The 13,157-nt window shown below is 60.1% G+C and carries 10 protein-coding genes; 7 read left to right on the plus strand and 3 right to left on the minus strand.

Annotated features, from left to right (window positions below; translation table 11 throughout):
- The first annotated feature begins 229 nt into the window (after positions 1-229).
- Positions 230-1,363: an HlyD family secretion protein gene (locus CPA56_RS00125; RefSeq protein ID WP_182040037.1), complete on the plus strand. Its 1,134-nt coding sequence runs from the start codon at positions 230-232 to the stop codon at positions 1,361-1,363.
- Between the two features lie 8 nt (positions 1,364-1,371).
- Positions 1,372-2,952, plus strand: coding sequence for a DHA2 family efflux MFS transporter permease subunit (locus CPA56_RS00130; protein WP_182040038.1), 1,581 nt, complete (start codon positions 1,372-1,374; stop codon positions 2,950-2,952).
- Between the two features lie 29 nt (positions 2,953-2,981).
- Here CPA56_RS00130 and CPA56_RS00135 read toward each other — a convergent pair whose 3' ends face one another.
- The gene (locus tag CPA56_RS00135; RefSeq protein ID WP_182040039.1) at positions 2,982-3,734 is read right to left on the minus strand and encodes a TetR/AcrR family transcriptional regulator; all 753 of its coding nucleotides are present in this window, start codon (positions 3,732-3,734) and stop codon (positions 2,982-2,984) included.
- Between the two features lie 14 nt (positions 3,735-3,748).
- Here CPA56_RS00135 and CPA56_RS00140 point away from each other — a divergent pair, with 14 nt between their 5' ends.
- Positions 3,749-5,455, plus strand: a complete 1,707-nt coding sequence (locus CPA56_RS00140; protein WP_326831268.1) for an efflux transporter outer membrane subunit — start codon at positions 3,749-3,751, stop codon at positions 5,453-5,455.
- Between the two features lie 281 nt (positions 5,456-5,736).
- On the opposite strand, the gene CPA56_RS00145 is transcribed toward CPA56_RS00140, so the two are convergent.
- Together CPA56_RS00145 and CPA56_RS00150 are read right to left on the minus strand one after the other, a co-directional pair.
- On the minus strand, positions 5,737-6,465 hold the full coding sequence (locus CPA56_RS00145; RefSeq protein ID WP_182040040.1) for a YfdX family protein: 729 nt from the start codon (positions 6,463-6,465) through the stop codon (positions 5,737-5,739).
- A 232-nt stretch (positions 6,466-6,697) separates the two neighbouring features.
- Positions 6,698-8,242: a carbohydrate porin gene (locus tag CPA56_RS00150; protein WP_182040041.1), complete on the minus strand. Its 1,545-nt coding sequence runs from the start codon at positions 8,240-8,242 to the stop codon at positions 6,698-6,700.
- 224 nt (positions 8,243-8,466) lie between these two features.
- Between CPA56_RS00150 and CPA56_RS00155 the strand changes: the two genes are divergently transcribed.
- The 4 genes from CPA56_RS00155 to CPA56_RS00170 all read left to right on the plus strand — a co-directional run bounded on the left by CPA56_RS00155 (position 8,467) and on the right by CPA56_RS00170 (position 13,107).
- Complete coding sequence (locus tag CPA56_RS00155) at positions 8,467-9,813, plus strand: purine-cytosine permease family protein (protein WP_229707237.1); 1,347 nt, start codon at positions 8,467-8,469, stop codon at positions 9,811-9,813.
- A gap of 229 nt (positions 9,814-10,042) precedes the next feature.
- Positions 10,043-10,951 (plus strand): transporter, encoded by a 909-nt coding sequence (locus tag CPA56_RS00160; RefSeq protein WP_182040543.1) that lies wholly within the window; start codon positions 10,043-10,045, stop codon positions 10,949-10,951.
- 86 nt (positions 10,952-11,037) lie between these two features.
- On the plus strand, positions 11,038-12,201 hold the full coding sequence (nhaA, locus tag CPA56_RS00165; RefSeq protein ID WP_182040043.1) for a Na+/H+ antiporter NhaA: 1,164 nt from the start codon (positions 11,038-11,040) through the stop codon (positions 12,199-12,201).
- Positions 12,202-12,315: 114 nt separating this feature from the next.
- Positions 12,316-13,107, plus strand: coding sequence for an epoxyqueuosine reductase QueH (locus tag CPA56_RS00170; RefSeq protein WP_182040044.1), 792 nt, complete (start codon positions 12,316-12,318; stop codon positions 13,105-13,107).
- Positions 13,108-13,157 lie beyond the last annotated feature (50 nt).

Below are 13,157 nucleotides of genomic sequence, written 5' to 3' on the forward strand. Positions count from 1 at the left end.
AGGCTCCCGCCTGCTGGCCGGAGCCTGACGGACACGAATTTTTCATGAACATGGCCATTCTGGAACAAGTGCTTGATTGTTCCACATGAATGGGATATCGCCTTCTCACATACAGAATGACCGATTGGTCATTTTTCTTTTCAGATCATTGTTGGTCCAGTCACGGCCATGTGGGCGACAGCCGAGCTGACAGGGTGCAGGACGGATAATTTCATGTTTTGAGGTGACCATGGCGCAGGCCGGTACACAGTCTGACACTCATTCCGCCACAGCGGGGGATGGCGGAGAACGTCAGGCCGCCCCGGACAGGGCAGGAAAGTCTTTCAGGGACCGTGGAGCACGGAAGCTCATCCTGGTCCTCATTCTGGTCATGGCCGTGCTCGGTATCGGGCTGTATCTTTTTTTCAACCGGAACAAGGTCGAGACTGACGACGCCTATGTGACGGGCCGGAAGATTTCCATTGCCGCCCATGTCAGCGGGTATGTGTCCCGCCTGCTGGTGGATGACAACCAGTTCGTTCACAAGGGTGATCTCCTCGTGCAGATTGACGGACGTGACTATCTGGCCCAGCTGCACCGTGCCGAGGCGGCCGTGGAACAGGCCGAGGCGGACATGGTCTCCTATGATCTTTCCTATGCCGTGGCGCAGAAGAACTATCCCGGCCAGCTGATGGCGGCCCGGGGTGCGCTGGATGAGGCCAAGGCCCGTCTCTTCCGGGCACAGACGGATTATGTCCGTCAGCATCGTGTCGAGCGTGCGGCAACGACCCAGCAGAACATCGATTATGCCCGTGCGGCACTGGACGAGGCGACGGCGTCCGTCCTTCAGGCCCAGGGGCAGCTGACCCAGGCCGAGCCGGTGAAGGCGAACATCGGCAATGCCTATGCCCACTACACGCAGGCCCAGGCGACGCTGAAATCGGCCCAGGCCGAGCTGGAGCTGGCCCGCCAGAACGTGGACTGGATGGACATCCGGGCACCACGGGATGGCTGGATATCACAGCGTTCGGTGGAGCAGGGCAATTTCGTGCAGACAGGGCAGGAGATGTTCTCCATCGTGGCGAAGGATGTCTGGATCGTGGCCAACTACAAGGAGACCCAGCTTGCCGACATGCGGCCTGGCCAGAAGGCCGAGATCGAGGTGGATGCCTACCCCCAGTTGCACCTGAAGGGGCATGTGGAGAGCATCCAGAAGGGGTCCGGTGAATCCTTCAGTGCCTTCCCGCCCGAGAATGCGACGGGGAACTTCGTGAAGACCGTGCAGCGCATCCCCGTGAAGATCCTGATCGACAGCGGGCTTGATGATCGGCTGCCCCTGTCCCTAGGCATGTCGGTCGAGCCAACCGTCCATGTGGGTGAGTGAGACCGGCGATGGCTGACACGTCGACAGGAGAGCATCACAACTGGAAGCCCAGGCATAACCCCTGGCTCGTGGCGGTGGTGGTGACGCTGGCCGCTTTCATGGAAGTGCTGGACACCACCATCGTCAACGTGGCCCTGCCTCATATCGCAGGCTCGCTTGGCAGTTCCTATGATGATGCCACATGGGCGTTGACCTCCTATCTCGTGGCCAACGGGATCGTGCTGACGATCTCCAGCTGGCTGGCCAAGAGGTTCGGACGGAAGCGGTATTTCCTCATCTGTGTGGCGATGTTCACCCTGTCCTCATTCCTCTGCGGGCTGTCCACCTCCCTGCCGATGCTGGTGATTTTTCGTCTGATGCAGGGGTTCTTTGGTGGTGGCCTGCAGCCGGTGCAGCAGGCCATCATTCTGGACATCTTTCCGCCAGAGAAACGTGGCGCAGCCTTTGGCCTGACGGCCCTGGCCATCGTGGTGGGGCCTGTTCTGGGGCCGCTGGTGGGGGGCTGGCTGACGGACACCTATTCATGGCGATGGATTTTTTACGTCAACGTGCCTTTCGGCATCATGACGGTCATGGCCGTGATCGCCCTGGTGGAAGACCCGCCGTGGGTGAAGGCCGTGAAGGAGCGGGTGGACGTTGTCGGCATCAGCCTGATCTCGCTGGGTCTCGGCTGTCTGGAGATCATGGCGGACCGTGGCGAGGATGACGACTGGTTCGGTTCGTCTTTCATCACGACCATGGCCATCATCGGGGGGGTGTGCACACTGGGGGCCATCATCTGGCTGCTCAAGGCCAGGAATCCCCTCCTGCGGCTCAGCGTGCTGAAAGACCGCAATTTTGCTCTCGGGACGTTCATGATCGGTGCCGTGGGCGTGCTGCTCTATGCGTCCGCCGTGATCGTGCCGCAGTTTGCCCAGCAGGTGCAGGGTTATACGGCGACCATTGCGGGGCAGCTCATGGCTCCGGGCGGCATGGCCGTGATGGTCCTGATTCCTTTCGTGGGGATGCTGATGAAGCATGTGCAGGTCCGGTATCTCATCGGGCTGGGCTTCCTCTTCATGGCCCTGTCCTGCTTCTTTGCGGCGACGCTCTATTCCGGCGTGGACTTCTGGTATCTGGTGATCTGCCGCATGAGGCAGACGGCTCCGCTGGCCTTCCTGTTCGTGCCCATTTCCACCATCGCCTATGCGACCCTGCCACGGGAGCTGAACGGTGATGCCTCGGCCCTGTTCAGCATGGTACGGAACTATTTCGGTTCCCAGGCCATTTCGCTTTCCACGGCCGCCCTGACGGAAATGCGGCAGGTCCAGCAGACGGACGTGTCTGCACACGCCGTGGCTTCACGGCCGGAGTTCCGGGACTATATTTTCCATGTCCAGAAGCTGGCGGAGGCTCATGGCCTGGCCCCGCTGCGTGCCCATGCCTTTGCCGTGGCCCACATGTATCAGGAATTCATGCGGCAGGTGGCCATGCTGGCCTACAACCAGCTTTTCAATGTCCTTGGGATCATGGCCCTCTGCGTCGCGCCCTTCTGTTTCCTCATGTCTCCGATGAAAGGTAGCGGAAGCGGTGGAGGAGGTGGGCATTGAGCATTCGGGAAGCCTGCCGGATGATCTCCTCAGGGGGCATACATCTTGAGGAAACTGTCCGCCACCATGCTGGCCACGCCGTCTATGCTGGTCTGGCTGGTGTCCACGGGGAGGGAGAGACGGCTCCGGTGGATGATGCGGGTCTGGCACATCGTGAGGAACTGCTCGGCAGCGAGATCAATGTCCCTGATGACGAGCTGGCCCGTTGCGTGCTTGTCGGCAAACCATTCGGCAAGGCCGGTCAGCGTGCGGGAGACGCCGTAATGCCAGAGCGTGTCCGCCAGGTTGGGGAACTCGTTGGCCTCCGCCACCACGATGCGGTAGAGGCCGATGGCTTCCGGGTCGATCATCAGCGTGATGATGGTTGCGGCCGCCTGTCTGAGGGCTGTCCGCAGGTCCGGCTGCGGGGCACGGGAGACGGATTTCAGCGTGTTGAGCCGTGTGCGGCTGCGTTCCTCAAAAAAGGCCGTGAACAGGTCGGCCTTGTTCTCGAAATGATTGTAGAGCGACCCTTTGGAGACACCGGCCATGCGGGCGATCTGCGACATGGATGTCCGCTCATAGCCCTGCTGGAGAAAAAGCTGTCCGGCACTCTGGAGTATCTGCTCACATTTGCTGGATGTCCCCCTGCCGCTGCGGGGAAGGCGTCTGGCCGTCTGTTCGGTCTGGGTCATCGTCTTGTAGAAGGGCTGCTCCTGCGCATGAGGGGGCATGATAGGCTGCTGGTGCAGCAGGGTCCATACGGGCGAGCCGTTTCCAACCCGTTTTATGTTGATTATCACGCAGGAGCTTCACTGTGAAAGACGCTCATTTGTTCCGTCCTGTCCGTAATGATGGTGGTGCCCTGCCTTCACGCTGTTTCAGCCGACATCTCCTGTGTGGGGTGGCCCTGCTGGGGCTGGGGGGCTGCCTCATGGTCGGTCCGAAATATCACCCGCCGAAGGACTGGGCACCGCCCCATTACGACCTGCATAATGGCAGGAACCAGCCTCCGGGCCGGTCGGCCGCCCGTGGTGGGCACGGCCCGCACGGGGCCAATGCGGCCCCGGCGGACAGGACCAGTGAAAAGGCCTCGCCCGCTTCCGTCGTGACGGAACTGCCGATGGCCGATGCCTGGTGGAAAAGCTTTCATGACCCTGAGCTGACATCTCTGGAAGATCGTGTGGCCACGCAGAACCTTTCCTTCCTGCTGGCCACGCAGAATCTGGCCCAGAGCCGTGCCCAGATGATCATTGCCGGTGCAGAACGTTTCCCCAGCCTGTCGGCCTATGGCACCTATGCCCGGTCACAGCACAGCTCCAAACAGCTGCAGGAAATTTTCAAGCGGGTAGGCAAGGGGTTCCCCAACCTGCCTGAGCAGGAGGCCAATTTCCTTCAGGGGTCCCAGCAGGCGCAGGTGCCTCTTCTGAACCAGTGGCAGGACAAGATTGATGCGACCTATGAGATCGATCTCTGGGGACGTGTGGCGTATCAGTATCAGGCCGCCAAATATCTGATGAAGATGAGCGAGGAGGAGCGGCGCAGCATCCTCATCGCCCGTCAGGCGGACATGGCCCGTGACTATCTCCAGCTGCGTGGTGACCAGACACGCCAGCGTGTTCTGGCAGACAGCCATGCCACCGTGCAGAACCTGCTGTCCCTGGCCCAGAGCCGTTACAGGAGCGGCCTCGTGACGGAGCTGGACGTGGACAGCATGAAGGCCCGGCTGCATGGGATCGAGGCCCAGCAGGCCAATCTGGATGAAACGGTGGCCCGGGAAAAGAACGCCATTGCCCTGCTGCTGGGCATGCCGCCACAGAGCCTGAATCAGGAACTGGGTCAGACGGCGGCCATCCCGGCCGTTCCGCCTTTCGTGCCGGCCGGTCTTCCTTCCGAACTGGCCCACCGTCGCCCGGACATCCGGGAGGCGGAGGAGCGTCTGCGGGAGACGGTGGCGGAAGTTGGAGAAGCCACGGCAGATTTTTATCCTAAGGTGACGGTGACGGCTGATTTCGGGTTCCAGACCCTGTCTTTCCGGGACCTGGGTTTCTGGAATGCCCGTGCGTGGAATGTCGGTCCCAGCATTTCTCTTCCGATCTTCCAGGGGGGAAGGCTGTACGGGCAGCTGCGGTTGAAGAAGGCGGCACAGCGGGCGGCGGCCGTGGAGTATCGGCAGACGGTTCTCCAGGCCTGGAACGAGGTCGACAACGCCCTGCAGGCCTATCATGACGAGCAGATTCATCATGAGGGGCTGGCCAGCACCGTGGAGGACCAGAAACGGGCGCTCGCCCTCTCGACCAGCCAGTACAGGGCGGGACTGGCGACCTATCTCTCCGTGCTGGAAGCGCAGGAGAAACTTCAGGAGGCGCAGCTTGATCTGGCGGCCAGTGACAGCACGTTCGCAACGGACCTCGCCCGCCTCTACAATGCGCTGGGGGGAGGCTGGTCCGATGCCCTGCCTGATGATGACCGTACGGCGCAGGCTACATCAGGGCAGCCCCTCATCCGGAGAGCTGGCCAGTGAAGGGGGTGTGAACAAGTCCTGCCCTGATCTGATGGCGACTCCCCGGTCTGGCTTGAGGGAATCGCTGTCAAGAGAGCATGTTCGTTACCCACATGGTTTTCCACAGGCCTGAGAGCGCAGAAAAAGGCCAGCTTCATGTGGTTCCGTCCGTGATTATCCACACGGCCCTGGATCGGTCATCTGAGGCCGTTCCGTTTTCCGGCATGAAAAAACCGGCACGGGATGACCGTGCCGGTTTTTCTGTCGGGAGCTTTTCCTCAGGGACGGGAAAAGGATCTGTCTCAGTGCTTCTTCTTGGCGGCTGCGCTGCTGGTGGCTTCCGTCACGACGTTCTCGGAGACGAAAACGAGCGTGTTCAGGGCATCATTCAGGGCCACCTTGGCAGCGTCGGCATTGTTGCCCTCGGCAAAGGTCGTGGCACGGTTCACATAACCCTGAAGCTGGGCAAGAGGAGCCAGGGCGATGATGAAGTCGATGTCCTGACCGACGACCTGGAGGGTCTGTGCGGCCTGCTGGGTCTGGCCTGCCTTCAGCTGGGCATTGGCCGTGGCGATGGCACTCTTCTTGCTGGGTTCCAGCATGTCCGTGGCAATGACCTCACCACCGACCGGAATCCAGTCCGTCGGGCCGGACTGTGCCTTATGGGTGCTGGAGACAGGGTGCTGCGGGGCCGGATGAAGGTCGGCTTCGGCAGCAGTGAACTGCTCACGGGCCTTTGCGGCAGCGTCCAGATGGGTGCTGGCAGAATGGAGGGCGTCAACGGCCTTGCTGTTCTGGCCATTGGCGAGGAACTGCTGTGCATCCAGAATGCTCGCCATGGCCAGCTGACCATGCTCGGAGAGATGGTGGAAGGCACGGTGCTGTTTCCGGGCTTCGTATTTTGCGTGCCTGCTGGCAGGCGTACCGTTGTGGCTGGCTGAAGCGGCGTCATCAGCCAGGGCCGGAGCTGCCAGGGCACTCAGACCGAAGACGGACAGGGTCAGGCCTTTGTACAGTGATGTGAACTGCATGAAATGATTCCTTGTGCTGGGCGGATGATGCCTGCCCGGAGGGGACAGGTCATCAAGGTCTCTTCAGCATAACACCGTAGAAAGAGGGTGCATGCAATAGTAAAGATGAAGATGGTTCATGTGATTTCTGTGACCGGGTGGCAGACATACATGTCGGAAGGGCCATCTGTTCTTTCAGATGGAAGAACTGAAGCCCCGGCTTTCTGTCATGAAAGTGGAATCGCCGTGAGGTCTAGAATATTTCGATGTGACTTTTGAAGCCGAGCAGTGCGGCATCACGCAGATTGCCCTGCCCGTTGGGACGGAAATAATATTCCATCAGAGGCTGGAAGATGATGCCCCGGTAGACATGGATGGCATAGTTGACCTCCAGCACGGCGGCATGACGCTGGACACCCGTTGCGTGGTCGGGGAGGCGGCGGAACTGCTGGGTGTCCAGCATCAGGCTTTCGGTTGCCTGCACGCCAGGGGCGATCTTTTCATAGGTGAAAGAGACGCCGAACGTGTCAAAGGGGCGTGAGCGGAAAATGCCACGGTCGATGAGGGCGGCGTAGGTCTGCCATTCCCGCAGGGCGATGCGCTTGTCGTTATACAGGAAGCCGCTGAGCAGCGTGATGCCACGCTTGCCGCTGCCGTAATGGTTCAGGATGTGCTGGTCGGCCATGAACCAGGCTCCGTAGCCGTCATGGCGGGTGCGTGGCCTGCCGCCTGTGAGGGCGTAAGGGTGGCCCGCCTCGTCGAGATAGTTGTTAGGACTGGGAGCGGTCATCATGACGCCGCCGATCTTGTAATGGCCCTGATGCCCCTTGCCGAAGATCGGCTCCCAGCCCGTTTCGAAGGGAAGGCGGAAGCCGTTGATGTTCCCGCCATTGAACTTGAAGCCCGTGCGGTGCTGGTCATTCTTGTAGATGCCGTTCTCGCCCGCATAGAGGCCGGCCTGGACGTAGAGGAAGCGGCTTGGCCGGACACGGATGCGCCCCCCCCAGACGGCGGCCGGATAGCCGCTGACGAAGCTGCTGTCCGTCGCCGCCTTGGGGCGGCCGCAGATGCTGCCATTCTGGAAGTTGCAGAAAAGCGGGCTGTTCTGGAAGTCCGACATTTCGGACATGCGGCCTGCCGCAATGGAGAGGCGGCCACCGAACAGCGTTTCCTCCCCATAGGCCATGACCAGATGGATGACCACGTTGCCGCCACCGCCATAATCCTCCGAGGCATGGTTCAGCCAGTCACCGAACATGCGGTTGGCTGTCGTGCCGTATCGGCCCACGATGATGCTATGTGTGGAGAATCCACGCAGCCCGGCAAGCTGTTCCCAGTTGATGTTGACGGAGGCCGCATATTGCCCGGCATTGCTGGCCCCCTGTTTGTAGGGAGCGAAATGCTCGGAGTTCTGATACCGTTTCGTGGGGGGGGTGATGGCTCCGGCAAATTCGTTCGTGTTGTCGAGCAGGAAGGCGATGCCACGTTTACGTAGCCAGTCTGTCATGCCGAAGCCGTGGGGAAAGAGGGCTTCTGGCCGGTCGAAGGGAGGGACGGAGGTCGTGTAGCCGCTGTGGGCAGGCAGGGGCGTGTCCACCCTGAGCATCGGCTCGTTGCCGATGATTTCATCAAGTACCTGTGCCCGTGCCGGAGACGGGGCAATACAGATGATGGCAAGGAAAAAGGCCAGAATGTAGCGGATATTTGAAGTTCGGGTCAGGAGGGGACAATAATCTGGAAATTGTGACCCATATAAAGATTCTTTTTGGGAAATGGGGTAGTGAGAGTGGACTGGCATGGCTTCCCCATTTCTCTAAAAAGAACCCTGATAGTACGGAAACGCCTTTGAGAAGGGCATGATAATACACTATGTGTTAAAGAAACCTGACTGTAAATTCAAAGCCTATTTGGGTCCGTCATGTCATTTTCCGGAGGGAGTCCGATGCCTCGGAAAGATTGCGATAAAGTAATCTCTTTTCACGCCTCGGGGAGTGTGGGAAAAGCGGGGCCATGAGTACCCCTATGGAAACGCATACCATCCACCCCGTCCCGCAGACGCATCGTCACGGACGTGTAACGGACCTCTTCTCGGTCTGGTTCAGTGCCAACATGACATTGCTGACGGTTGTTACCGGTGCTCTCGGGCCGGCCGTTTTCGGGCTTTCCCTTTTCTGGTCATGTCTGGCCCTGCTGCTGGGGAATGTGGTGGGGGCGGTTTTCATGGCCCTTCATGCGGCGCAGGGACCACGGCTGGGCGTCCCCCAGATGGTGCAGAGCCGGGGGCAGTTCGGCATCTACGGGTCCGTGCCGATCATCATTCTTGTCGTCCTCATGTATATCGGCTTTGCGGCCTCGAACTGTGTCGTGGGGGGAGAGGCTCTTGCCCATGTCCTGCCGTTCTTTGAGGGAAGCCGGGGGGTCTGGCTGATCGCCGTCCTGACGCTCCTGCCCTGCATGATGGGGTACCGGGCCATTCATGTCTGTTCCCGTCTGGCCAGCTGGGTGTCCATCGTGACCGTCCTCTATGCCATCGGCTGCGGGCTGGGCGGGTTCTCCCGTGCGCTGCTGGCGGACATGCATGGCACGGTGGCCGGGTTTTTCGGGGCCTTCTCTGTCTCTGCCCTCTGGCAGATCGCCTATGCTCCCTACGTGTCGGACTCGTCCCGCTATCTGCCGGATGAGGTCGGGGCGGGCCGTCAGGCCTTCTGGGCCACATATGGTGGCACAGTCATCGGGGCGGTGCTGCCCATGGTGCTGGGCAGTCTCCTGTCACTCAGCTATCCCATGCTGCCACTGGCCGGTGCCCTGTCCCATACGGGGGGGCGTCTGGGGAACATCGTCCTGCTCGTGCTGGCACTGGCCATTCCGCTGGCCAATGCCATGAGCGTCTATTGTGGTGCCCTGTGCAGCCTGACACTGGTGCAGACCTTCCGTCCGTCATGGCGTGCCGGTCTGGGAGGACGGCTGGTCATGACGGTCCTTCTGCTGGCGGCGGCCCTCGTGATGAGCCTTGGCATGGTCGGGGACTTCCTGAAGGCCTACACGTCCTTTCTGGACATTCTGATGGCCGTGCTCGTGCCATGGACGGCCATCAACCTGTGCGACTATTACCTGCTCCGGCATGGCCGTTATGACGTCATGGCCTTTTTCAGGGCTGATGGCGGGCCATACGGGCGTTTTAATGTTCCGGTCGTGCTGATCTATGTCATCGGGGTTCTTGTGGAGCTGCCTTTCATGAAGACCGGCCCCTATACCGGCCCCCTTGTTCCTGCCCTTCATGGAGTGGACGTGTCCTGGTTTGTCAGTCTTCTGGTGACGGGTGTCCTGTACTGGTTCTGGGCACGCCGTCACGAAGACATGGAACAGTGATCGGACTACTGCTGCCCGACGAAGAAATATTGAAGGGTCATTGAAGACGTACTGATAGGGTACTGTTATATTTGTGATTAATGTGACCTGTTAATTCACAGCATCTCCCCCTATAGAGGAAAGAGCCGTCGTCAGCTGGCTGCCCGTGCCCGGGCGGCAGGATCATGTGGCGCAGAACCTCCGGCGGCAGGCCTGCATCACGTCTGGCTTTGTGGGGAAGGTGCTCTGCATGCTGTGCCTGAGGGGATCGAGCTTACGGGGCGTTCCGTTTCTGGGGCTGCTTTTCTGCCTGCTGGTGGTGTCTCCGGCCTGTGCCTCGGAGATCACCTTCTCGATCATTGGCCCTCATGAATATGACCTGCCGGTGGATTTCAAGCCGTTCAACGTGTTCGTCCAGTATGGGGATGGCAATGCGGCGGGGAACTATTATGACGGGCAGGGGACACGCAGGCCGGAGAAGGGCAGCCATACCTGGTCCGGAATGAGCAAGTACGTCCATTTCTGGACGTTTGATTCAATTCCTCATGTCGGTTTCGCCTATGAGGTGATCCAGTCGGAGAGTTACCGTCTGGCCAACGGGACGAACTATGGGGGGCTGGGGCCGACCATCACGGGGCCTGCCGTGTGGTTCAAACCCAACGAACACAGCACGTTTGGTATCCAGACCTTCATGCAGACACCCAGTGCGACCCGCAGGGCCTTGAATCCTCAATACTGGTCCAATCTGTCCAGTTTCATGTTCGATTATGAGTGGAAGCATTTCAGTTTCGATGGTGACCTTGGGGCCGTCGTGGCGTCCGCCATGCACAACAAAGGTGAGCATTCCTATCATCCGGGCACGGCTTTCCACAGCAACCTGCGCTTCAGCTGGAAGGCCAGCCGCACGTGGGAGCCGTTCTTTTCGATGGACTGGCAGAACAATGCCGGGTGGCATGACAACACGCTGGGCCGGTCCGTGGCGGACAGCAGCAGCCGGGAGGTGACGCTGGGAGTAGGCCTGATGTGGAAGATCAGCCCCGTGCTGGACATCACGACCCGTTATGCCCATTCGGTGGATGGACGCTATGTGCCGGAAACCAACGCCTATTATTTCAAGCTGGTATATCGTTTTGATGGTGCGCTGTTCTCACATTACTGACCACCTTCTCGTTGCCTGACATGGGGGAGACCTTTGCTGCGGAAGCCTGTATGAGGTGACCGGCTCATTATGGTCGGGAGGAAAGGATGAAGGCAGGCGAACGGCACTGGATGCTGGCACCGGAGACCGGCGGGCCATTCCTGCTTCTCGTGATGGCGGTACTGGGTTTTGTTCTGGCCAACTCGCCGCTGCGTTTCATTCATGAATGGCTGGATGTCCCGCTGGGGCAGGTCTGCTCTGCCGCCGGGTGTTTTTCTCTGCCCAGTGCTGCTGAACTCGTGACCATCGGGCCGATGACACTTTTCTTTCTAGTCATCACGCTGGAGCTGAAGAAGGAACTCGTCACCGGTCATCTTTCCAGTGTCAGGCGGTGCCTGCTGCCCTGTCTTTCAGCCCTGGGGGGCGTGGCCGTTCCGGCTGGTCTCTATGCGCTGCTGGCGGCCCCGGACCCGGCCCTGCGGCAGGGATGGGCCATTCCGGTGGCGACGGATGCCGCTTTCACGCTTCCTGTCATGCTGGCTCTGGGGCAGCATGTTTCTGAGGGAGGGCGTGTCTGGCTGATGGCTCTGGCCATCTTTGATGATGTGCTGGGGATTCTCATACTGGCGGTCTTTTATGGCGGCACCCTGCATGTCCTTCCTCTGCTGGGGGCGGCTGCCGTGACGGGGCTGATGGCCTGCGCCGGGTGGCGGAAGGTGGAAAACCTGTGGTTTTATGGGCTGTCCGGCTGTCTGCTATGGTTCTGCCTTCTTGAAGGAGGACTGCATCCGACGCTGGCCGGGGTCGTGCTCGGCCTGTGCCTGCCGACCGTGGGGCGAGGTGACCGGTCTCCTCTGGAGCGGGCTGAACGGGGGCTTTCACCGTGGGTGACATGGCTTGTCCTGCCCCTGTTCGGTTTTGTCTCAGTGGGAATCCCGCTGCTGGATGTGCCTGCCGAGACTCTCAGCCTGAGGCTGGTATGCGCCGTGGCCGTCGGGCTTGTGTGTGGCAAGACGGTCGGCATTTTCGGCGTGACATGGTGTGCCATAAAATGCCGCCTTGCCTCCCTGCCGGCGCATACGTCATGGTCAATGCTGTTCGGGCTGTGCCTGCTCTGTGGTGTCGGGTTTACCGTCAGCCTGTTCATGGCCTCGCTGGCTTTTCCTGCCTTCATGCTTTGTGTTTCCAGCAAGACGGGCATTCTTGCCGGGTCTCTCATCGCCGCCCTGAGTGGATGGCTCTGGCTGAGATTTGTGGCGAGGAGAGTGTGAAATCATGGTGAGACAGTTATGGCTCGACAGGGTCGTTCAGCCTCTGTATGGCGGGCGGATCATCCGGTCTCGTGACCGGAACCGTACGGATGGTCGGATGGAGGAGAGGCAGTCATGGAGAATGAGGGGACGGACCCACAGGACATCAGGCGCGACCAGGTTCATGATGAATCCCGGTCTCCTGTGGATGGGGAACGGTCCGGCAGGGAGCGTGGTTACGCTGCCCGTAAGAAACGTCGCCAGTCTGTGCCCCTGACACCGTCAGGCAGGCCTTTTCTCGAGCCTCCGGGTGGACAGAAGAAGGTTCTGCTCCATTCCTGCTGCGCACCCTGTTCCGGTGAGGTGATGGAGGCGATGACGGAATCCGGCATCGACTACACCATCTTTTTCTACAATCCCAACATTCATCCGGAACGGGAATATCTCCTGCGAAAGGAGGAGAATGTCCGCTTTGCCGAGGCGAACGGCATTCCTTTCGTGGATGCCGACTATGACAGGGACAACTGGTTCGAGCGGGCCAAAGGCATGGAGTGGGAGCCTGAACGGGGCATACGCTGCACGATGTGTTTTGACATGCGTTTTGAGCGGACGGCCCTGTATGCGCATGAGCATGGTTTTCCCGTCATGACGAGTTCCCTTGGCATCTCCCGTTGGAAGAACATGGCCCAGATCAATGACTGTGGTGCCCGGGCCGTGGCTCCTTACGAGGGGCTGGCCTACTGGGATTTCAACTGGCGCAAGGGGGGTGGTTCCGCCCGCATGATCGAGATCAGCAAGCGGGAGAGGTTCTACAAGCAGGAATATTGTGGCTGTGCCTATTCCCTGCGGGACACCAATAATTTCCGCCGCTCCAGGGGGCGTCCGGCCATCGTGTTGGGTGAGGAGTTCTACGGCGAGGAGGACTAGACGTTCCGGTCATCTCCGGCCCATCATGATGGAATCAGAGGCAGGAGGGT

It is taken from the genome of Bombella mellum (assembly GCF_014048465.1).
GTDB lineage: Bacteria > Pseudomonadota > Alphaproteobacteria > Acetobacterales > Acetobacteraceae > Bombella > Bombella mellum.

Excerpts from the sequence above, each read along its gene's own strand:
- CPA56_RS00130 (WP_182040038.1), top strand. The coding sequence starts at position 1,372 with ATGGCTGACACGTCGACAGGAGAGCATCACAACTGGAAGCCCAGGCAT.
- CPA56_RS00150 (WP_182040041.1), bottom strand. The coding sequence starts at position 8,242 with ATGCCAGTCCACTCTCACTACCCCATTTCCCAAAAAGAATCTTTATAT.
- nhaA (WP_182040043.1), top strand. The coding sequence starts at position 11,038 with ATGAAGGCAGGCGAACGGCACTGGATGCTGGCACCGGAGACCGGCGGG.
- CPA56_RS00160 (WP_182040543.1), top strand. The coding sequence starts at position 10,043 with ATGCTGTGCCTGAGGGGATCGAGCTTACGGGGCGTTCCGTTTCTGGGG.
- CPA56_RS00170 (WP_182040044.1), top strand. The coding sequence starts at position 12,316 with ATGGAGAATGAGGGGACGGACCCACAGGACATCAGGCGCGACCAGGTT.
- CPA56_RS00155 (WP_229707237.1), top strand. The coding sequence starts at position 8,467 with ATGGAAACGCATACCATCCACCCCGTCCCGCAGACGCATCGTCACGGA.
- CPA56_RS00145 (WP_182040040.1), bottom strand. The coding sequence starts at position 6,465 with ATGCAGTTCACATCACTGTACAAAGGCCTGACCCTGTCCGTCTTCGGT.
- CPA56_RS00125 (WP_182040037.1), top strand. The coding sequence starts at position 230 with ATGGCGCAGGCCGGTACACAGTCTGACACTCATTCCGCCACAGCGGGG.